Below are 20,144 nucleotides of genomic sequence, written 5' to 3'. Positions count from 1 at the left end.
AAGAACAATGGAACTAGAAGCATTAAAACAGGAGTTAAAAGTACACCTAATCAACTATCTAAATCTTCAAGAGATCGAGCCCGAAATGATTAAGGATGATGAGCCTTTTTTTGCTGGTAGTCTAGACCTTGACTCTATCGACTCGCTAGAGATGACCGTTATGATTGAACGCGAGTACGGCTTGAAGTTGAACAACCCAACTGAAGCTCGTAAGGTGCTGGTAAACATCAACACTATGGCTCAATACATTCTTGAAAACAGAAAAAACTAGGCATTTGAAACGTGTTGTAGTAACAGGGATTGGTGCAATTTCGAGCATTGGACTAGATGTACAGGGAAACCTGAACAGCCTAAGAAACGGAATCGGAGGAATTGGGCAAAGCAAGTTTTTTGTTTCGAAATATGCCCAGACTCATGCTCTTGGCGAGGTTAAAGCCAGCGACGATGAGCTGCGCCTGATGCTCGAAGTTAAAGACGAGAAGGGCCTAACACGAAGCGACCTTCTTGCCTTTAAAGCCTTTCGGGAGGCTATAACCGATGCTGGTTTAGACGAGGATGCGCTTTCATCTTTTGATACTGCGCTAATCTCGGCCAGCACCGTTGGGGGAATGTGCCTTACCGATCAGCTCTACCAGGATGCGAACACCGCATCGAAGGCTTCAGAGTTTATCCGATCATATTCGGCAAGCGCGCACACCTCTTACTTAGCCAAACGCTACGGCATTAAGGGCATTGTCGACACGCTGAATACGGCATGCTCATCCTCGGCCAATGCCATTATGATTGGATCGAGGCTTATTAAGTCTGGAAGAGCAAAACGGGTGATTGTTGGCGGGGTGGATAGTCTTGCCAAGTACACCGTAAATGGCTTTAATTCATTAGGCATCCTATCGCCTGCCGCTACAAAACCGTTCGACTTAAACAGAATCGGACTCTCGCTTGGCGAAGGTGCAGCATACCTTGTTCTAGAAGCACTTGATGAGGTTGATGGAAAACAGGTATATGCAGAGATAAAAGGATACGGCAATGCCAGTGACGCCTACCACACCTCCTCCATCTCCGACGATGCCGACGGTGTTGTGTATGCAATCAGGCAAGCATTGAATAGCTCAGGTCTATCGCCCAACGATATCCACTACATCAACGCACACGGTACAGGAACTGGGAATAACGATAAGGCAGAAGTGGTTGGCTTCTCCACAATATTTGGTTCGAAGATTCCTCCGTTCAACTCTACCAAATCGTACACAGGACATACGCTTGGTGCATCTGGTGGGCTGGAAGCAATCTATAGCATCTTCAGCATTAAGTACGGAGAACTGTATCCATCGCTCAACTTTGAAACCCCGATCGAAGAGCCATACGGTCTAGCCCCCATTAGGTGCTACCAAAATGATGTTGAGATCCGCAACGTGCTCTCCAACTCGTACGGATTTAGCGGAAGCTGCACCTCGTTAGTCATCTCAAAAGTTTAAGCAATGTATATCAGAGATAGCAAGTGTATTTCACCTCAGCCAACCTATACCAACGGCATCGAAAGTGAAGGTATCGTTGAGCATAGCGGCACAAAATACTTTGCCATAGAGCCCAAGTACAACGAGCTAATACCTGCAGGACAGCTACGCCGTATCGGTAAAGCTGTGCGCATGGGGATTGGAGCAGGATTGCCCTTGCTCAAGAATAACCCTAAGGTTGATGGGATGATTATTGGTTCTGCCAATGGTGGACTGGAGGATTGCATCAGCTTCCTAAACCAAATTATAGACTACGAAGAGGGAACGCTTACCCCCACCAACTTCGTGCAAAGCACGCCAAACGCAGTAACCGGCTATCTGGCCATAACCACCAAGAACCACTGCTACAGCAACACCCACGTACAACGGGGTCTTGCCTTCGAGAATGCCCTACTCGATGCATCCCTGCTAATGGAACAAGATCAGGCTAAATCTGTACTCGTTGGCAACATCGAAGAGATATCGAGCTTTAACTATAACATCGACGAAAAGGCGGGCTTCTTTAAGACCGAAGAAACCAACTCTGCCCAACTTATTGGCAGCAATACTCCAGGAACGGTTTGTGGCGAGAGTGCAACTATGTTTATAGTTCAGGCAGCAAAGGAGAATGCCCTTGCTGAAATCATCGATACCGATCAGCTACACCATCCCGAAAATGGCGATATCAGCCAAAAGCTAGAGCAATTCCTCAGGAGGAACAACCTGCTGCATTCTGATATAGACACCCTACTCCTTGGCTTCAACGGAGATTGCCGTACCGACCACTACTATGACCACTTCAAGGAGTTGTTTGACGATGTATCGGTTTACTCCTACAAAAATCTATGTGGAGAATACCCGACGGCATCGGCATTTGCGCTATGGATGGCCACCGAAGCAATATCGGGGAAACAGATCCCGGCACAAGTTCTAATGCAAAAGGGAAGCAGGGAAATCAAGACAGCGCTCATCTACAACCACTACATAGGACTTGAGCATGGATTTATACTGGTTAGAAAGATATAAAGGAATAGACCCCATCGAGCAACTTGATGGGTTTTCTTTTTTACCTCTTTTAGAGGAAGATAAAAACCTATAAAAGAAAAGCGCCAATCAAAAATGATTAGCGCTTTGTTGTTAACTAAGTGATCCGGATTGGATTCGAACCAATGACCCACAGCTTAGAAGGCTGTTGCTCTATCCAACTGAGCTACCGGACCGTTCTGTTTTAACGGCTGCAAAGGTAGAAATATTTCGAGACAATGCAAGCCCGTCCTTCAAAAAGACGCAAGATTTAAGATTCAAGACGCACAACAACGATGAATCTTTGCGCCCTTAGCGTCATCTTCCGTGCTCTTTGTAGTAAATTCTTTTAGAGAAATAGGGTTGCCTAAACCTTTCGGATAGCTATTTTTGTAGGAAATCAAACAAGCACACTCCGTTGGTCAGCTACCTACTCAAGCGAATCGGCTACAGCATCCTCATCGTATTTGGCGTGATAACGCTAATATTTATGATATTTAACGCCCTTCCCGGCGACCCAGCCCAAATGATGATGGGCCAGCGATCGGACGAGAAGTCTCTGCAAATTATAAGAAAGGATTTGGGCCTCAACAAACCGCTCTCGGTTCAGTACCTGAGCTACCTCAACGACCTATCGCCCGTATCCGTACACTCTACCGACACCTCCTCTTTCTTCTACTTCGATAGGGAGAAGTACACCTCGGCTGCTGGGGTAACCATCGGCAAGAAGGTGCTGGCCGTAAAGGTTCCCTACCTTCGCCGCTCGTACCTTACCCAGAAGCCGGTGGGCGAAACCATCAGGGAAACCCTTCCAAACACCTTCATACTTGCGGTACTGTCGATGGCGCTGGCATCGGTGCTGGGCATCGGCATTGGAATTTTTATCGCCCTAAAGAAAGGAACGTGGATTGACAAAGCAAGCCTTGCGCTGTGCTCCATGGGGATGTCGCTACCATCGTTCTTTGCTGCGGTGCTTATTGGATGGCTCTTCGCTTACGTGTTGGGTGATATCACTGGACTAAACCTTACAGGTAATCTCTTCGAGGTAGACCCTTACGGCAACGGCATTACGCTAATGCTTAAAAATATGATACTCCCAGTGATAACGCTGGCCCTCCGCCCGCTGTCGGTGGTGGTGCAGCTTACCCGCAACTCGCTGCTGGAGGTGTTCACGCAGGACTACATCCGCACGGCCAAGGCCAAGGGGCTATCAACCCGAAAGGTAATTATGCGCCACGCGCTAAAGAACTCGCTGAACCCGGTGGTGGGCGCCATATCGGGCTGGTTTGCCTCCATGATGGCCGGCGTGGTGTTCGTAGAGTACATCTTTGGGTGGAAAGGGCTTGGCTTTGTAATGGTTCAGGCGCTATCGGGGTACGATTTACCCATTGTTATGGGGTGTGTCGTTACCTTTTCTATTATCTTTGTGGTCGTTAATCTGCTAACGGACATCTGCTACGGATTACTCGATCCGCGCGTTCGTCTAAACGGATAAAGCATTATTAGAGAATCAACATAATTACATAGAGCATGAGAAGAAAAATCGTTGCTGGTAACTGGAAGATGAATACCACACCAGCAGAGGGAAAGGCGCTAATTGCAGACGTACTTGCAAAGGTTGGCGAGGTGCCAGCAGGCGTTGAGCTAATCGTATCGACTCCATTTACCCACCTTATTCCAGCAGCCGAGCAGCTTGCTAACAGCGGCGTTGCCCTAGCTGCCCAAAACTGCGCAAACCACGAGAGCGGCGCCTACACCGGCGAGGTTGCTCCTGCGATGGTTGCAGCTACTGGCGCTACTTACGTAATTCTTGGCCACTCGGAGCGTAGAGAGTACTACGGCGAAACCGATGCGCTTCTTCTCGAAAAGACTAAGCTTGCACTTAAGCATAACCTTGCTCCTATCTTCTGCATCGGCGAGAAGCTGGAAGAGCGCGAGTCGAACATCCACTTCGACGTGGTTAAAACCCAAATCGAGGCCGTTGTTTGCCAGCTAAGCAGCGAAGAGCTAGCCAAGGTGGTGCTTGCCTACGAGCCCGTTTGGGCTATCGGTACCGGAAAGACCGCTACCAGCGCACAGGCTCAGGAGATGCACGCCTTCATCCGCAGCGTACTTGCCGCTAAGTTCGGAAAGCAGGCTGAAGAGGTTGCCATCCTTTACGGTGGTAGCTGCAAGCCTTCGAACGCCAACGAAATCTTCGCTCAACCTGATGTTGACGGCGGTTTGATCGGTGGCGCATCGCTGGTGGCTGCAGACTTTATTGCCATCGCAAAATCGTTCTAATCCGGATTGGATTACACCAAAATACCGAAAGGCGTGGGTTCTCTCACGCCTTTTCTTATTCATACCCCTTCGGAGGATATTAAAGATGATAGGTAAACCTATCGACGACGATAGACCAACCTATCGACGACGGTGGATATAGCCACTGTCGGGGGTGGGTATAGCCAGCAACGACGGTGGACTATGCCAGCGACGACGGTGGATCATGCCAGCGACAACGGTGGACATACCCTGCATCGGAGGTGGCCATAGCCTGCATCGACGGTGGATATACCCAGCGCCGGAGGTGGGCTGTGCCAGCGGCGGAGGTGGACATAGCCACCGGCAAAAATGGCCTATTCATCCAAATATGGGCGAACAGGCGCAATCGGTTTTGCCGTTCGCCATCCAAATCCTACCTTTGCCATCTATTTACAGCACTATACCATGGATTACATCGAACTAAAGGTAAGCCTTACCCCCTACAGCCAGGAGCTGGCAGACGTTCTTGTTGCCGAGCTGGCCGATGCCGGATTCGAGAGCTTCGACGACATCGAGAATGGCTTTAACGGCTACATTCAAGAGAATCTTTTTAAGGATGATATTGCCAACACCGTAAGGCAGGTTGCCCAAGACTTTGGCGCAACGGCAGCGGTAGCGCACAGCAAGATCGTTTCGCAGAACTGGAACGCCGTTTGGGAGTCGAACTTCGAGCCTATTGTGGTGGACGACGAGTGCATCCTGCTGGCCCACTTCCACAACGTGGACAAGCCCTACAAGTACCGCATCGTAATGGAGCCTAAGATGGCCTTCGGCACCGGCCACCACGAGACCACCTACCTGATGGCATCGGGCATCCTTAAGCACAACTGCGCGGGTAAAACCGTGCTCGACATGGGAACCGGCACCGGCGTGCTGGGTATTCTTGCCGCCATGAAAGGGGCCAAGGAGGTTGATGCCATAGATATCGATACCTGGTCGTACGAGAGCGCGCTGGAGAACGCCGCCTTTAACGGGGTCGCCGACCGCACCAACGTCTTCTGCGGCAATGCCGCGCTGCTCACCACCCCCGAGAAGTACGATCTGGTGCTGGCCAACATCAACCGCAACATCCTAATCAACGATATGCCCACCTACTACCGCAGCATGAAGCCGGGGGCCACCATCTTCTTTAGCGGTATTCTTTTGGAGGATATCCCCGCCATCGAGGTATCGGCGGCAGCCCTTCGCCTTAAGAAAGTTGGCGAGAACCGAAGGAACAAATGGGCGTTTCTAGCCTTCGAAAAATAAAAGATGCCATACCTAATAAAGCAAAAGGAGTAGCTGCGGCTACTCCTTTTGCTTTGCATATAAACCTGACAGGTCTTAAAGACCTGTCAGGTTTACTTATTTATTCGATGCCGAGCCGCAAGCATTGCGGCTCTACCAGCTCCCGCTTAGGCGGGATGTCGCTACGCTCCACTTCCGTTTAGCTTCAGTATAATTTCCAACTAACTCCCGTTTAACTTCTACCCACTAGTAGTAGAACCTCACCCCTGCGCCCAGCGTAAAGTGGTTCATCCACAGCTTTTGGGTTTGCTCGTCGGTAGGAGCCATCTTATCGGTCACCTCTAAGCGCCCCATGTTTAACCCTCCACTAAGGCCAACTCCAAGGTTTTTAATAATCTTGTATTCGACACTTAAACCGAGTCTTGCTCCCAATCCGCTTGCCGAGATTGTGTTCGACACACCAGTTTCAAAGGTTCCAGAAGTAAACGCCTTCTGGTCGTCGGTATACTTTAGGTAGCCTCCAGAAACTGACATGATGGATGCAAAACGGCCCTTAAACATTAGCGTTCGAGCATAGAATGTAGGACCAACATAAAGAATACGGATTTGATCTGATAGGTAGCGAGGTGCAATATCGGGATTCTCGCTGGTTAAGGTTGCCGACTTCTTTGCCGATGTAAAGCTTGATACCGACAGCCCCACCCCATAGTAAGGTGCAAAGAAGTAGCCCAAATCGCCCGAGACAATGGTTCCCTTGCGCAAGCTCTCCTTATAGTCCTTCTCGGAAGGAAGGATGTTGTTGTAGCTATTCCCAAAGGTTTTACCCATGCCAAAGTTAACCGAAGCATAGTACTTCGATTTCGGAAGCAGCGTTTCATCCTCCTTTATGTAGAAATCGTTTTCGTCGGGTTCCTGCTCAATTCCTGGAGTTATCAGTTCTAAGATCGAGCGCTTAATCTCCTTCTCGGGCGAGGGCTTAACATCGGTAGATGGGATTGGAGCGCCCTCGTACACCATCGATACCGATGAGTCCTTCAACGACATCCCCTTTAACCAAAAGCGGAAGAAAGCCGGATCCTTCTCGTTCACCCAGTAATCCTTGTAGGAGATCACCAGCCCTTTCTTCGGATTTCTCCACCCTTTTTCGACGATTACCGGCTTATACCGTAATGCCTTTAGCTCATTATAAAGAGAGCTATCCACCCGGTATAGCGAGGCCACCTGCTTGTCGGGGACCGCCGTTACAATATTGCCCTCATTCTGAAGTTGGGCATCCGAATAGATGTACGAATTGGCCGACTTTTCGATGTATACAGTATCCTTCTTACTCATCTTGTAGTTTGGATTCCTGTAGACTTTAGTCGTAGTGACACATGAGGTTACAGTAAACCCCACGATTAAATAAACAACAACCTTTCTCATTATTCCCTTAACTTTCTTTGAAAGTTTTAAAGATGTTTACCTTAATTCACATTTGCAACACTTGCCACTCATTTTTCATCAATTTTTTTGATGTTACTTTGAGGAAAAAGAAGAGATGAACGTATCAAAGCTCTGCCTGCTGGTTGCCATGCCAGCCGAGGCAAAACCTTTAATCCAGCATTTCAACCTAGTACAGCAGGATGGCTACTTCGGAAAGCTACCTCCCCTTGCCTACACAGGACATTATAGGAATATCGAGATATTGGTGGTGGTAAACGGTCAAGACCCACAGCATCATGTCGATTTGGTGGGAACCCAACCCGCAACGCTCGCCGCGCAGGTAGCCATCGAGCGGTTTAACCCCGATTTGATTATCAACGCCGGAACGGCAGGGGCCTTTGCCCGTAACGGCTCGCGCATTGGCGATGTGTACCTCAGCCACCAGCACTTCGTATTCCACGACCGCCGCATTCCTATCCCCGGATGGGATACCTACGGCATTGGCCGCTACCCATCGTACGATACAACCGCACTAGCCAATGCCCTTGGCTACAAGCAGGGAATCATAACCACCGGAAACTCGCTGGACATGCCCGCTATCGATGAGCAAACCATTAACCAGATAGGTGGACAGGTAAAGGATATGGAGGCCGCAGCGCTTGCCTGGGTAGCCTCGCTACACGAAGTACCTTTCTTCAGCGTTAAGTCGATAACCGACCTGATGGATTCCGAGAAGACCACGCAGGAGGAGTTCCTCGAGAACCTTCATGCAGCCTCCGAAGCCCTAAAGGATGCCTGTTTTACCATTATCGACTATATTGCAGAAGGGAACGACATCTAAGAGGAGTTAGAAGAAGTTATTTCAGAAGTTAGACGAAGTTAAAGGAAGAACTCCGTGAACTCTGTATCTCTGAGCCTCCGTTTTGAAAATTAAGTCGTGATACGTGATACTGCAAAAGAATGACCACCCAGCGTAAGATAATCCACATCGATATGGATGCCTTTTTTGCCTCCATCGAGCAGCGCGACAACCCCGAGCTGCAGGGCAAGGCTATTGCCGTTGGCAGCTCGTCGGAGCGCGGGGTGGTGGCCACGTGCAGCTACGAGGCGCGTAAGTTTGGTGTTCACTCAGCCATGAGCAGCGTGGTGGCCAAGCGCCTTTGCCCCGATCTCATCTTTGTTCGTCCCCACTTCGACGTTTATGAGGCGGTTTCGCACCAAATCATGAGTATCTTCCGCGAGTTTACCGATAAAATTGAGCCCCTATCCATAGATGAGGCCTTTTTGGATGTTACCGAAAATCTGGTGCAGCAGACATCGGCCACCGAGATTGCCAAGCTCATCAAAAAGCGAATTTTAGACGAGACAGGACTAACGGCTTCGGCAGGGGTGTCGTTCAACAAGTTTCTGGCAAAGATTGCCTCCGACATGCAAAAGCCCAACGGCATAACCGTGGTGCGCCCCGAGGAGGCGGAGGCATTCGTAGAGAAGCTGCCCATCGAGAAGTTCTACGGTATCGGCAAGGTAACGGCCGAGAAGATGCACCGCTACGGCATCCATACGGGCAAGGACCTTAAGCTGCGCGAGCTGCACGAGCTAACCCGCCTATTCGGCAAGAGCGGGCTCTTCTTCTACAGCATGGCCCGTGCCATCGACGAGCGCGAGGTGAAGAGCTCGCACATCCGCAAGTCGGTGGGCGCCGAAATCACCTTCGAGAAGGACCTCACCACCAAGTTCGAGCGCATTGCCGAGCTCTACAAGATTGAGCAGGAGGTGTTCGAGCGCGTTAAGGAGGCCAACTTTAAGGGGAAGACCATCACCCTAAAGGTAAAGTTCCACAACTTTGAGCAGATTACCCGCAGCAAAACCATCAACGGGTGGTTTACCAGCTTCGACACCATACATAAGTACGCCAAGGAGCTGCTGCTGCAAACCTACCTCGACGATACCAAGGTACGCCTGCTGGGCCTCTCCATCTCCAACGCCGAGGAGGAGGGCAAGGATGGCATACAGCTGACGCTGAAGTTCTAGGAGCAGCAAGAATAGAGAAGTCAAAGAAGTTAAAGAATCCTCGTTCGGATGAGGCTAGCCCCACAGCCGTCAAGCTAAGCCTAAATCTAAAGAATAAGCGCCCAATAGCCGCACGTTATCCTCCCGCTTAGGCGGGAGGGGGGTGGGTTGGTTCGTTTATACCAACATTTTCGCTTCATTTAGCGTCCTTAACCCACCCCTGCCTCCCGCTTGGGCGGGAGGATAAACTGCCTTGATTATGCATTTGAGCGTTGAACAAAATCCTTAGCTTGACGGCTATGGGCTGGACCTTGGCATAACAGCAGGTTTACCTCCCCTTCCTTTCGGGTTGTGATTTCTCCTGGCGTGGCTGCTGGCGAACCTCGCGGTTTTCCATCTTTTGCCGCTGGTCTAGAACCCTTGTTTCCCTAGAACGATTTTGGTTAAACGTTTTCACCTCGGTTCGTTGCTGGCGAACAATGGGCTGCCGTTCCTCCTTCGCCTTCGGCTGATTTAGCTGCTCCTGATGGACATTGTCGAGCCTCCTTCGCTGATTCTCCACCTGAGAGTTAAACTGCTTTGCCTCCTCGTTGTGCCGCTGCTGCGTTTGTTCGGGAGTTTCCCTAGCAACGCGCGACTGAGATGAGTTTACCACCCTTCCGTTAGGAATCGACCTCCGAACATCACCCCTCGAAGGTAGCGGCTGAACTCGGGGCTGGTAGATACGCAGCTCATCATTCTTAGGCGAGAGGCCTGCCTCGCTACGCGAGCGAGCCTCCGAAACCCGGTACCGCTCCACCCGTTGACGGGTAAACCGTTCGGCATCCTCGCGCGAAATGCTGCTGTTCATTATCCGGTTATCAACCACATGGTAATGGGTAACATTTCGGGATCTTCGGATGATGGTAACGTTACGGGCTGGCACTTCGAGGTAATCTCGAATGTGCCTATTGCAGAAGTGCAGCTCGTTAACAAAGCACCAGGCAAAGCCTCCTATACCAATTTCGATATCGACACCTCCCCTACCGAAGCCGCCATGTGCCGACCATACAACCTCTGGCGCCAGCGGAGCCCAGCCAACATAGCCATCGCCATACCTCCAGGCAACCCAGGCAGGGCCCCACTCGTAGCCGGGCACCCAAACCCATCCAAAGCGGCTATCGAACGCCCACCGACCATAGTGGTAAACCGCCCAGCCATAGGGAACATCCGACTCGAAGGTCCATCCGTAGTCGGTGTACACCCAGTAGCCATCGGAGTAAGGGCGCCAACCGTAGGGTAAATCCCAAGGCTGCCATACCAGCCCATAGTGGTTTAGCTGAACCCATCGTCCGTAGGGCGCTAAATCGTCGTAGAACTGGCTTTGCGAGATGCTCTCGTAGGGTTGCGGCTGAGAAGCAACCGTCATTGTAGCACACGAAGAGCCCGTAATTCCTACTAGTAGCAAAATGAACAACGCTCCTGCTTTCATACCTAGGCATTTTAGTAAATCAGTACAAATTACACCGATGTAGTGGAGGTGTAAAGAGGTAGAATTAGATTATAACAGTTCTAAGCACTAGCTAAGAGTAGCAACCGCTATTCACGATTTGCTTAAGCTGACGACATTAGGCAGTAGCCTTCGACAAGTGTGAACCTTCTCCCAAATTTGAGGCTTAGCCAGAACTGACGTACCTTTAAGATTCAATATCATCACCCATGTACCGCAAGCAGGCCACATTCCGATTCTACGAGGAGCTGAACGACTTCCTTCCGCACGCAAAGGTGAAGGTGGCTTTTGCCTACCCGTTTAACGGCAGCCCTTCGGTAAAGGATGCCGTAGAGGCCCTTGGCGTGCCGCATGTGGAGGTGGATCTGATTCTGGTAAACGGGCAATCGGTCGATTTTGCCTACCGGCTTCAGCACGGCGACTACGTGTCGGTGTACCCAACGTTCGAAACGCTGGACATATCGGGCATAACGCTCCTGCGCGAAAGGCCGCTGCGCCATACCCGGTTCATCCTAGATGTACACCTAGGCAAGCTGGCCAAGTACCTGCGGATGCTCGGCTTCGATACCCTTTACCGCAACGACTACGGCGATGAGGAGATTATCCGCATCGCGCTCGCCCAGCACCGCATCATCCTAACCCACGACGTGGGGCTGCTAATGGTAAAGACGGTAACGCACGGCTACTGGGTGCGCAGCCAAAAGCCGCGCGAGCAGGTTAGGGAGGTTATGGCCCGCTTCGAGCTCTACCGCCAGATCGACCCCTTTAACCGATGCATCCGCTGCAACGGCATGCTGATGGAGGTTCCCAAAGCGAGCATCCTCGATCGGCTCGAACCGCTAACCATAAAGTGCTTCAACAAATTTTACCGGTGCCAAGGCTGTGGCAACATCTACTGGGAGGGATCGCACTACGAGCGCATGCTACATCTTATTAAGACTTTAGAGGAAAGGTAAAGCGCAAACGAGCTCTTGCACCCAAAATCGCCTCGCGCAATTTGCTGGAGCTTATTTTTGGGGAGAAATCGCCGCTCGTAATTTACGAGAGCACGTTTTTCGAGAAGAATCGCCTCCCGTAATTTACGAGAGCACATTTTTCGGGAGAAATCACCTCCTGCAATTTACGGGAGCACGTTTTTGGAAAAAAATCGCCACTCGTAATTTGCGAGAACATGTTTATCGGGGAAAATTGCCTCCCGTAATTTACGGGAGCATGTTTTTGGAAAAAAATTGCCACTCGTAATTTGCGAGAGTATGTTTTCAGTAAAATAACGCCTTCAAATAGCTTATGTGGACATGCTTTTCGCAAAAGCCTACAGCTCCGCAACAATTTCTTCGATGTCTTTTCGGCTTCCCCTTCTCTCAACCTCACCTGCGGGATACCCCAGCGGAATTATGGCAACCGGGATAAGGTTCTCGGGCAGGCGTAGCTCTTGGCTGCATAGCGCAGCATCGAAGTTGCACACCCAGCAGGTGCCCAACCCCTGCTCGGCAGCGGCAAGGCAGATGTGCTCCACGGCAATGGCCACATCGATATCGAGGTGATCCTTACCGTCGCTGCCCCGCTTCCACGACTTACCGCTATCGCCACAGGCCAGGATGTAGAGCGGCGCCGAGGTAAACCACTCGCGGTTGTAGCACCGCTGCAGCGCCTTCTTTGCCTCGGCGCTGCTGACAACAAAGAATCGCCAAGGCTGGTAGTTTACCGCCGATGGCGCCAGGCGGGCGCACTCTAAGATATACTCCAGCGTTTTGGCCTCCACCGCCCTCTCCGAGAAGGAGCGCACCGAAGCTCGGTGCTTAACCAATTCCAAAAAGTTCATCTTGTAAGGGTTTAAATGGTTCATCCGAATTTAAGGCACAATTTACGATTGAAGATCGCGCATCACCAAGTCCGCTACTCGCATTTACGGTGCAGCTGTACTATTCGATGCAGCACGTAGATAAACATCAGCGGAAGAATTATTCCCTTAAGAATGCTCGAAATGGTGATGGACCACCACACCCCCGACAGCTGCAGCGAGGTTGCCGTAAGCGCTATTGCCAGCGGGATACGCGATCCCGTCAGCGTTATACCCAGGATAGAAGGAGGTAGCGTCCGCCCGATGCCGGTAAAAGCACCCGTAGAGGTTATCTCGAATACCATAAACAGCTGCGAAAAGCCCAAGATTCGTAGGTAAATGGCACCCTCCTTGATGGCCTCCGGCTCTGGAACAAACAGCCCAAAGATCTCGCCACCAAAAACGATGAAGAGCCCCCCAATCAGCGTTCCCCAGATAGCCATTACCCCCATGGTGTTGAAGTAGGCATTCCGTATACGCCCATACATCCTAGCCCCGTAGTTCTGGCCAACAAAGGCGCTCAGCGCCGTCGAAAATCCCTGTGCGGTATTCCACGAGATAGCCTCAATCTGCGCGCCCACGCTTTGGGCCGTAACCCCAAGATAGCCCCACTCGGCGGCAATTCGGGCCAAGTTCATCGAGAAGAAGGCAAAAAGGGAGTTCTGCAAGCTGGCCGGGAAGCCCCTCTTCAGAATCATCTTTACGTAGTACCACTGGGGTTTTACGAATAGCTGAAAGTGCTTAAAAAGCTTTCTAGGCCCCGTAATTTCGTAGATAAACAGCGAGGTTACCACCCCCTGCGAAAGCGTTGTTGCCAGTGCAGCCCCGGCAACCCCCATCTTGGGAAAACCAATTCCGAAAATCAGAAAGGGATCGAGCACCATGTTAACCGCTAGCCCGGTAAGGTTTATGAAAAACGGAATCTTGCTCTGCCCCGTAGCGTTGTAGATGCTCGTAAAGGTTGCGTTGAGCAGAATAAACGGCGCGCTAAAGGCGATGATGCGAAGGAAGGTAACCCCCTCGTGCGTAATGGCTGCGTTTAGCCCAAAGAAGCCTATAAGCAAAGGAGCAGCGGCAAAAAGGAACACCCCGTAAACCAGCGCAAGCGCAAGCGCAACCGTAAGGCTTGTAGATGCAAACGTGCGTGCCTTATCGATTAACCCCGCACCAATTGACTGCGACACCCCTACCTCTGCACCAATCTTAGTGTTTAGTGCAAGGGCATTCCCAAGCCACACAAAAAAGCTGGCTGCACCAGCTGCTGCCACAGCAGCGCTACCTAAGCGCCCTAGCCAGGCAATATCCACCATGGTATATGTCATCTGGATAAAGGAGGTTCCCATAATAGGGAGCGCCAGCTTTACCAATGGAGACATAATCGGACCTTTCGTAAAATCTTTAATTCGATTCAAAACGATACGTTCTATTTAGTATTAACATTAAAAATTCTCATCCATAGCTTCCCTAGCCTCGGCAGCCATATCCGTCAAGCTAAACGGGGGCATGCTACAAAGTAGCGACCCCTTAATAACCGCGGATGAAATCCGTGGATGCAAGCCCTTCCCTTTTTATCAGCCCCGAATGGGGCTGGCCCTTTTGACGAACGAGCAGCATTGAGGGCAACCCCTTCGGGGCTGATTGTTTTCTGTCAAATGACCGTGGGCTTACACCCACGGTTACTCAAGTGGCGCTACTTTGTAGCGCTTTAATCCACTCCCATCTGTCGGTTGAAGCCTTAGCTTGACGCCTATGCCTCTGCAGCTGCGCTCCTAGGTATAGGGTTAGCGTTAGACATCATCGTTGCAGTAAACTTGCACCATCGACGGGGAAAAACTATCCTAACAGCAAACGCTATAAGACAAAAAGCCCGAGCAGCGATTTGTTGGCTCGGGCTTCTATTCTAGAGTTACTATTTTGCTACTTCAACCTTACCACCTTGTACCCTTCGATATGCTTTATTAGAGCCGCATCGGTATTCAGATACCCGCCATCGCCTTCCTTAGCGAATCGGAACGGAGTGTGAATGTTCTTACCGCTAAGCTTAGGCAAACAGCCAATGAAATCGGGACCGTGCTTACGTAACGCCTCTATAAAGAAGTAGGCCACGTCGAAACCACGAAAAGCATAGTTGTTCGGGTCCGCCTTGTAGTAGCGCCTAAAGCTACGAACAAAAGACTTGGTACTTTCTACGTTGTAGTCAACGTAGTTATGAACGTACATCTGCACATTCGATCCATGAAGGTACGCCATATCTATGCTGTTAAACTTTAGCCATCTTTGCGTTCCGAGCACCTCTACATCGTACCCTTTGGAAGCGGTCGTTAGGTTTTGCAGAAAATCGAGCACGAACACCTCGTTGTTCGAAAGCACCACAAAGCGATTCTTCTTGCCCTCGGCCAGTTTCCCCCTCAACGCCTCACGCTGCGAAGCTGCGTTATTCCCCTGACGGTAGCTTAGCTCTGGAAGCTTCTCCTTAAACATAGCCTTAAACTCCTTTACCAGTTTGGCATCCGAGCCATCCGAAGGAACGACTAGGATCGTTTTACCCTCGTCCTTTTTTGCATACTCTACCGATAGCTTTGTAAGCACATCGGCTTCGGTTGCAATCTGTATCAGGTAATCGTTGTTTCTAACCAACGATTCGGTTGTAGCGAGCGGTGATACCATCGGAATTTTATGGCTATCGGCATACTTGGCCACCATCGGAATGGCCTCAGGGTAAACCGGACCAATAATAAGGTTAGCCTCTTTTAGCGCTGGATTCTTTAGAGCCTGAGCAATAGCATTTGGCTCCTTGTCCGATTTAGTGTCAATCACCGTTAGATTCACCGAAACCCCTTTGTTCTTGAGCGAGTCTATGGCAATTAGAGCTCCCTCGTAGTACTGAAGGATATCCTCAAAGCGACCTGATGCAGCGCTTTTAGCAGAGGTATCCACGCTAGCCTCGCCTCCAAAAGGGAGCATCATCACCACATTGAAAGCGGTAGATGCCTTGTAGGTATACGATGGACAATCCTTACTATGCTTTTCGCCTATTTGAGCAGCCTCGCCCCCCCGGTTTTGTGCTGAAGGTGCAGGAATCGTAAGCTTTTGCCCAATCTTTAATCCTTCATCCTTTAAGAATGGGTTGGCATCAACCAGCTCATCTATGGTAATTGCATATTTTTTCGAGATAGACGTTAGCGTTTCCTTTGGCAAAACCTCATGGCCAGCGTCAGATGACGTTAGTCGGGTTTCGTTACTAGCCGCAAGTGCATCGGCGGCCTTATGGTTCTTCCGAATAGTTTCATCGTTGGAGATGAACAAGCTTTGATTCTCTTTAACGTTGTAATCGGTAAGAAGGTTGATCTTTGCCAAAGTTTCGGTAGGAATGTTGTACTGCTTTGAAATACCGTACAGCGTTTCGCCCTTCTTTACGATATGGAAAACCCCTTTGTTCTTATTCGAATTTTTAAGCTCCTGTACAACCGGGATCTTTATTGTATTACCAGCTTTTACGCCCTGATATAGCTCTGGGTTGTTTTCGATGATAGCGGCTTGTGCAACTTGATAGGCTCTAGCAATATTGTAGAGCGTTTCACCCGATCTAACGGTATGAATATAGTAGAGTTTGCCCGATATCTTAACCTTATCCTTCGACACCTTTACCTGCACAGAGTCGCTTTGCCCAACAACAGGGGTGTTGATAAATAAAGCATTAACCAATAGAAATGTAAACAAGTATCTCATATTACACGCAAATATTAGATAGCAACAAAATTATAAAAGTAAAACCGATAATCGAAGCATTACAGCAGGTTACCTTAAATAAATGCTAAAAACAATTTCGGGGCTAAAAGGTAAGCACTCGCATTTGGTTTTTTCCGTATGTTTGCCTGCTTAAAGGAGTATCAGTAAATGTCGCCGCTAAATAGCAATTCAAAAACTAGCTTCGTTGTAGCCCTTACCCAGCATAGGGTTTTGGGAAACATCTTTATACCAATTTTCATCAACACCATTGCCGAAAAGATATACACCATTGCCGAGAACCTCCATGGGAAGAAGCCTGAGAGCTTCGATCTAACCAGCACAGAGCAGGAAATCCTTAAGCTTTGCAACGAGTACTCCGAAAAGGTTTTGGCCAGCAAGTTTGCCAAGACGCAAAATACCAAGGAGTTTATTGAAAAGATGGAGGTTGTAAAGTTCGAAGAGCATATTCGCCCCTACATAGAGCTACGAATGGCGAAGGTGGCCAACCTTTTGGCCGCCAACCAGGATATTAAGTTGTACTTTAAGGATAAGAAGTACAACAACGTTTACGAGGATAACAGGATAGCGGTAGAGCCACACGTGGCAACCCCTATCTTCAACTTTGCGCTTTCGGTAGATGGGCTCAAGTACCACATCGATGCGGAAGTTGGCCAGAAGAGCATATCGCTAACCAGCCAGCACGTGGAGGCAATTGCCAACATACCCGCGCTAATCATGGTAAATAGCACCCTTTACCGCTTCGAGGGCATAGACAGCAAGAAGCTAACGCCGTTTTTCACCAAGCCGTTTATCACCATCGGTACGGCCACCGTACGCAAGTACATGGAGTCGTTCGTGCTTAACACCATCAAGAGTCAAGTGGTAAAGGCCAGCGGGTTCGATATCGTAGAACCAAAGGTTACTGCCAAACCGGTACTTACGTTCGAGAAGGGATTGGACGGACGGGCAACCCTTTCGCTCAAGTTCAGCTACGAGAACCGCGACTTCTACTCGGGATCGAAAACCGAGCCGCTGGTAACCTTCCGTGCCGACCAAAAGCGATTTGTTTTTACCAAGTACGAGAGGGATACTAAGACTGAGGAGCGCATCGAAAAGAAGCTTTGCTCCATAGGATTGATACACCATACCGGTGCAACCTACATCATTCCTAAAAATGAGGAGTTCGAGCCCGAGCACTCGATGTACAGAACGGTTGAGTGGCTCAACGAAAACGCACAGGTGCTATCCAACCTAGGAATACAAGTTGGACAAAAGATAGATGGGCCACAGCTGCATATCGGCAGCTGCCAGTCGATGCTTATGGCGCAGAGCGATCCTTCGGGATTCATCGTAAAGGGCGGTATTCGTTTTGGGAACGATTTTGTGTCGCTTCACCAGATTAGGAAGTGCGTTATCAAGGGACAAAAGCTGGTCGATCTCGATAGCGGCCGACAGGCCATCATCCCCCAGCACTGGTTTAAGGAGCACCGCCAGCTGCTGGTCTTCGGTAGAGAAACCGATGGTACGCTGCATCTTCAAAAGCAGCACTTCTCGTTGGTTGAAGGGCTTGAGGGTATCGATCCATCGGAGATCGAATCGCTAAAGCAGTACTCCGAGTCGAACCTAGTGCAATCGGCCAATACTGTTAAGGGGGTAAACGCTACCCTACGCGACTACCAGAAGCTGGGGGTTGCGTGGCTAAAGTACCTTCACATGAACAGCTTTGGCGGCTGCCTTGCCGACGACATGGGTTTGGGTAAGACGCTTCAAACCATATCGCTGCTCCAGTACTGCAAGGATAGCTTCACCTACGAGCGCGAGGCATCGGTAAAGCCTACAGTGCCGCTCGACCTGTTTAGCGCTGCCGAGGCGAACAATACAGAACCTACCACCACCAGCCATCCGGTAAGCCTTATTGTGCTGCCCACCTCGCTGGTGCACAACTGGCGAAACGAGCTACGAAAGTTTGCCCCATCCATCAAAATACACGAGCATACGGGGGCATCGAGGGCTAAAAGCCCATCGACCTTTGCGCCATACGATGTCATTATCACCACCTACGGAACGGTGCGTAACGACATAGATATGATGAGCAAGTTTAAGTTCTTCTACCTGATCCTCGACGAAAGCCAAACTATAAAAAACCCCGACTCGGCCACCTACAAGGCCTGCATGCAGGTAAAAACCATGTACAGGCTCTCGCTATCGGGCACGCCGATTGAAAACGGTCTAACCGACCTCTGGGCGCAGATGAACTTCCTGAACAAGGGGCTGCTGGGCAACCTATCGCTCTTCAAGGAGCAGTACGTTATCCCCATCGAGAAGTACAACCATCAGGGACGCCAGGAGAAGCTGAAAAACCTAATTGAGCCCTTCATCCTTCGCCGAACGAAGGAGAAGGTGGCCTCGGAGCTTCCCGAAGTAACCGAACTAGAGATTTTCTGCGAGATGACCGACAAGCAGCGCGACCTCTACGAGGAAGAAAAGCGCCTTGCCCGCGAAAGGATGCTCGCCGAGCTAAAGGAAGGCAACAACAAGCGCTCGCGCTTCGTTTTCCTGCAGCTGCTCACCAAGCTGCGCCAGCTGGCCAACCATCCTTCGCTAGCCGGATTTGAGGGGTACAACGAGTCGGGCAAGTTCGAGGAGATCACCCGCAACATCGAGAGCGTGATCAACGAGGGGCACAAGGTGCTCGTCTTCTCGTCGTTCGTGCAGCACCTAAACCTGGTGGCCGCCTACCTCGACGATTCCGGCATCCAGTACAATATCCTTACCGGAGGTACTACCAACCGTCAGCAGGTGGTAGAAGAGTTTAAGAAGAAGGAGGAGGTAAAGGTGTTCCTCATATCGCTTAAAGCTGGAGGTGTGGGGCTCAACCTCACCGAGGCCGACTACGTCTTTATCATCGATCCGTGGTGGAATCCGGCAGCCGAAAACCAGGCCATCAGCCGCTCGCACCGCATTGGGCAGGCGAATAGGGTATTCGCCTACCGCTTCATCACCACCGACTCCATCGAGGAGCGCATCATGGACCTGCAGCGGCAGAAGTCGGAGCTGGCCGATATCTTTGTCAACTCCAACAACCCGCTCAGCAAGATTTCGGAGGATATCCTGCTGCAGCTCTTCTAGAATTAACAAGGCAACAGAACGCTACGGCTGCCCGATGTTGAGACGAACATCGGTAATGTTGAATCGTACATCGCCGATGTTGAGGCGAACATCGGTAATGTTGAATCGTACAACGCCGATGTTGAGGCGAACATCGGTAATGTTGAATCGTACAACGCCGATGTTGAGGCGAACATCGGTGATGTTGAATCGAACAACGCCGATGTTGAGACAAACATCGGTAATGTTGAATCGTACAACGCCGATGTTGAGGCGAACATCGGTGATGTTGAATCGAACAACGCCGATGTTGAGACAAACATCGGTGATGTTGAATCGTACAGAGGGGGGAGTATTCACGGAACTGTGTCTACCATATTTTCTCGGAAGCAGGAATTACACCTGCCTTTTAGGTTAGGCCTCTTATCGGAGCAAGGGTGGCGAGGGAACGGAGCCACTTGTATACCCTTGCTCCGATAAGAGGCCTAGCCTTCCTTTG

16 protein-coding genes and 1 tRNA gene are annotated in these 20,144 nt (G+C 50.3%); 10 read left to right on the top strand and 7 right to left on the bottom strand.

Annotation, left to right across the window (positions count from 1 at the left end; translation table 11 throughout):
* Window positions 1-7: 7 nt before the first annotated feature.
* Genes CLV25_RS04125 through CLV25_RS04115 form a run of 3 tightly spaced genes read left to right on the top strand, consistent with a single transcriptional unit; the run spans window position 8 to window position 2,519 of the window.
* Window positions 8-271, top strand: coding sequence for a phosphopantetheine-binding protein (locus CLV25_RS04125; protein ID WP_131838376.1), 264 nt, complete (start codon window positions 8-10; stop codon window positions 269-271).
* A gap of 4 nt (window positions 272-275) precedes the next feature.
* Window positions 276-1,475, top strand: a complete 1,200-nt coding sequence (locus tag CLV25_RS04120; RefSeq protein ID WP_131838375.1) for a beta-ketoacyl-[acyl-carrier-protein] synthase family protein — start codon at window positions 276-278, stop codon at window positions 1,473-1,475.
* A gap of 3 nt (window positions 1,476-1,478) precedes the next feature.
* Window positions 1,479-2,519, top strand: coding sequence for a beta-ketoacyl synthase chain length factor (locus tag CLV25_RS04115; protein ID WP_131838374.1), 1,041 nt, complete (start codon window positions 1,479-1,481; stop codon window positions 2,517-2,519).
* 120 nt (window positions 2,520-2,639) lie between these two features.
* Here the strand turns inward: CLV25_RS04115 and CLV25_RS04110 are convergent.
* Window positions 2,640-2,713: transfer RNA gene (locus tag CLV25_RS04110), tRNA-Arg, on the bottom strand.
* A 221-nt stretch (window positions 2,714-2,934) separates the two neighbouring features.
* Here CLV25_RS04110 and CLV25_RS04105 point away from each other — a divergent pair.
* The 3 genes from CLV25_RS04105 to prmA all read left to right on the top strand — a co-directional run bounded on the left by CLV25_RS04105 (window position 2,935) and on the right by prmA (window position 6,068).
* A complete protein-coding gene (locus tag CLV25_RS04105; protein WP_131838373.1) occupies window positions 2,935-4,011 on the top strand; it encodes an ABC transporter permease in 1,077 nt (358 codons plus the stop codon).
* 35 nt (window positions 4,012-4,046) lie between these two features.
* Window positions 4,047-4,799 carry a triose-phosphate isomerase gene (tpiA, locus tag CLV25_RS04100; RefSeq protein ID WP_131838372.1) on the top strand — a complete coding sequence of 251 codons (753 nt, stop codon included), beginning with the start codon at window positions 4,047-4,049 and terminating at the stop codon, window positions 4,797-4,799.
* A gap of 330 nt (window positions 4,800-5,129) precedes the next feature.
* Window positions 5,130-6,068 (top strand): 50S ribosomal protein L11 methyltransferase, encoded by a 939-nt coding sequence (prmA, locus tag CLV25_RS04095; RefSeq protein ID WP_207895584.1) that lies wholly within the window; start codon window positions 5,130-5,132, stop codon window positions 6,066-6,068.
* Between the two features lie 225 nt (window positions 6,069-6,293).
* Here the strand turns inward: prmA and CLV25_RS04090 are convergent, their stop codons facing one another.
* Window positions 6,294-7,469, bottom strand: coding sequence for a hypothetical protein (locus tag CLV25_RS04090; RefSeq protein ID WP_131838371.1), 1,176 nt, complete (start codon window positions 7,467-7,469; stop codon window positions 6,294-6,296).
* A gap of 115 nt (window positions 7,470-7,584) precedes the next feature.
* On the opposite strand from CLV25_RS04090, the gene CLV25_RS04085 reads away from it, so the two are divergent.
* Window positions 7,585-8,310, top strand: a complete 726-nt coding sequence (locus tag CLV25_RS04085; protein WP_131838370.1) for a phosphorylase family protein — start codon at window positions 7,585-7,587, stop codon at window positions 8,308-8,310.
* Window positions 8,311-8,429: 119 nt separating this feature from the next.
* Window positions 8,430-9,500 carry a DNA polymerase IV gene (dinB, locus tag CLV25_RS04080; RefSeq protein WP_131838369.1) on the top strand — a complete coding sequence of 357 codons (1,071 nt, stop codon included), beginning with the start codon at window positions 8,430-8,432 and terminating at the stop codon, window positions 9,498-9,500.
* A 307-nt stretch (window positions 9,501-9,807) separates the two neighbouring features.
* On the opposite strand, the gene CLV25_RS04075 is transcribed toward dinB, so the two are convergent.
* Window positions 9,808-10,950 carry a DUF6600 domain-containing protein gene (locus CLV25_RS04075; protein ID WP_131838368.1) on the bottom strand — a complete coding sequence of 381 codons (1,143 nt, stop codon included), beginning with the start codon at window positions 10,948-10,950 and terminating at the stop codon, window positions 9,808-9,810.
* 227 nt (window positions 10,951-11,177) lie between these two features.
* Here CLV25_RS04075 and CLV25_RS04070 point away from each other — a divergent pair, with 227 nt between their 5' ends.
* On the top strand, window positions 11,178-11,924 hold the full coding sequence (locus CLV25_RS04070) for a Mut7-C RNAse domain-containing protein (RefSeq protein WP_131838367.1): 747 nt from the start codon (window positions 11,178-11,180) through the stop codon (window positions 11,922-11,924).
* A 356-nt stretch (window positions 11,925-12,280) separates the two neighbouring features.
* Here CLV25_RS04070 and CLV25_RS04065 read toward each other — a convergent pair whose 3' ends face one another.
* The 3 genes from CLV25_RS04065 to CLV25_RS04055 form a co-directional block, all read right to left on the bottom strand.
* On the bottom strand, window positions 12,281-12,790 hold the full coding sequence (locus CLV25_RS04065; RefSeq protein WP_131838366.1) for a nitroreductase family protein: 510 nt from the start codon (window positions 12,788-12,790) through the stop codon (window positions 12,281-12,283).
* A gap of 74 nt (window positions 12,791-12,864) precedes the next feature.
* Window positions 12,865-14,184 (bottom strand): MATE family efflux transporter, encoded by a 1,320-nt coding sequence (locus CLV25_RS04060; protein WP_131838608.1) that lies wholly within the window; start codon window positions 14,182-14,184, stop codon window positions 12,865-12,867.
* A 541-nt stretch (window positions 14,185-14,725) separates the two neighbouring features.
* Window positions 14,726-16,537: an amino acid ABC transporter substrate-binding protein gene (locus CLV25_RS04055; protein ID WP_131838365.1), complete on the bottom strand. Its 1,812-nt coding sequence runs from the start codon at window positions 16,535-16,537 to the stop codon at window positions 14,726-14,728.
* A 168-nt stretch (window positions 16,538-16,705) separates the two neighbouring features.
* Here CLV25_RS04055 and CLV25_RS04050 point away from each other — a divergent pair, with 168 nt between their 5' ends.
* Complete coding sequence (locus CLV25_RS04050; RefSeq protein WP_131838364.1) at window positions 16,706-19,666, top strand: DEAD/DEAH box helicase; 2,961 nt, start codon at window positions 16,706-16,708, stop codon at window positions 19,664-19,666.
* A 21-nt stretch (window positions 19,667-19,687) separates the two neighbouring features.
* Here CLV25_RS04050 and CLV25_RS04045 read toward each other — a convergent pair whose 3' ends face one another.
* Window positions 19,688-20,005 (bottom strand): hypothetical protein, encoded by a 318-nt coding sequence (locus CLV25_RS04045; RefSeq protein ID WP_131838363.1) that lies wholly within the window; start codon window positions 20,003-20,005, stop codon window positions 19,688-19,690.
* Window positions 20,006-20,144: the final 139 nt, after the last annotated feature.

Source organism: Acetobacteroides hydrogenigenes, assembly GCF_004340205.1.
Classification (GTDB): Bacteria; Bacteroidota; Bacteroidia; order Bacteroidales; family ZOR0009; genus Acetobacteroides; species Acetobacteroides hydrogenigenes.
Note: the sequence above shows the minus strand (reverse complement) of the source record. Positions and strands in the feature narration are given on the sequence as shown.

What these genes read in the sequence shown, in the direction of transcription:
- CLV25_RS04125 (WP_131838376.1), top strand. Translation starts at nt 8, where the DNA reads ATGGAACTAGAAGCATTAAAACAGGAGTTAAAAGTACACCTAATCAAC.
- CLV25_RS04115 (WP_131838374.1), top strand. Translation starts at nt 1,479, where the DNA reads ATGTATATCAGAGATAGCAAGTGTATTTCACCTCAGCCAACCTATACC.
- tpiA (WP_131838372.1), top strand. Translation starts at nt 4,047, where the DNA reads ATGAGAAGAAAAATCGTTGCTGGTAACTGGAAGATGAATACCACACCA.
- prmA (WP_207895584.1), top strand. Translation starts at nt 5,130, where the DNA reads ATGGCCTATTCATCCAAATATGGGCGAACAGGCGCAATCGGTTTTGCC.
- CLV25_RS04090 (WP_131838371.1), bottom strand. Translation starts at nt 7,469, where the DNA reads ATGAGAAAGGTTGTTGTTTATTTAATCGTGGGGTTTACTGTAACCTCA.
- CLV25_RS04085 (WP_131838370.1), top strand. Translation starts at nt 7,585, where the DNA reads ATGAACGTATCAAAGCTCTGCCTGCTGGTTGCCATGCCAGCCGAGGCA.
- dinB (WP_131838369.1), top strand. Translation starts at nt 8,430, where the DNA reads ATGACCACCCAGCGTAAGATAATCCACATCGATATGGATGCCTTTTTT.
- CLV25_RS04075 (WP_131838368.1), bottom strand. Translation starts at nt 10,950, where the DNA reads ATGAAAGCAGGAGCGTTGTTCATTTTGCTACTAGTAGGAATTACGGGC.
- CLV25_RS04070 (WP_131838367.1), top strand. Translation starts at nt 11,178, where the DNA reads ATGTACCGCAAGCAGGCCACATTCCGATTCTACGAGGAGCTGAACGAC.
- CLV25_RS04065 (WP_131838366.1), bottom strand. Translation starts at nt 12,790, where the DNA reads ATGAACTTTTTGGAATTGGTTAAGCACCGAGCTTCGGTGCGCTCCTTC.
- CLV25_RS04060 (WP_131838608.1), bottom strand. Translation starts at nt 14,184, where the DNA reads ATGTCTCCATTGGTAAAGCTGGCGCTCCCTATTATGGGAACCTCCTTT.
- CLV25_RS04055 (WP_131838365.1), bottom strand. Translation starts at nt 16,537, where the DNA reads ATGAGATACTTGTTTACATTTCTATTGGTTAATGCTTTATTTATCAAC.
- CLV25_RS04050 (WP_131838364.1), top strand. Translation starts at nt 16,706, where the DNA reads ATGTCGCCGCTAAATAGCAATTCAAAAACTAGCTTCGTTGTAGCCCTT.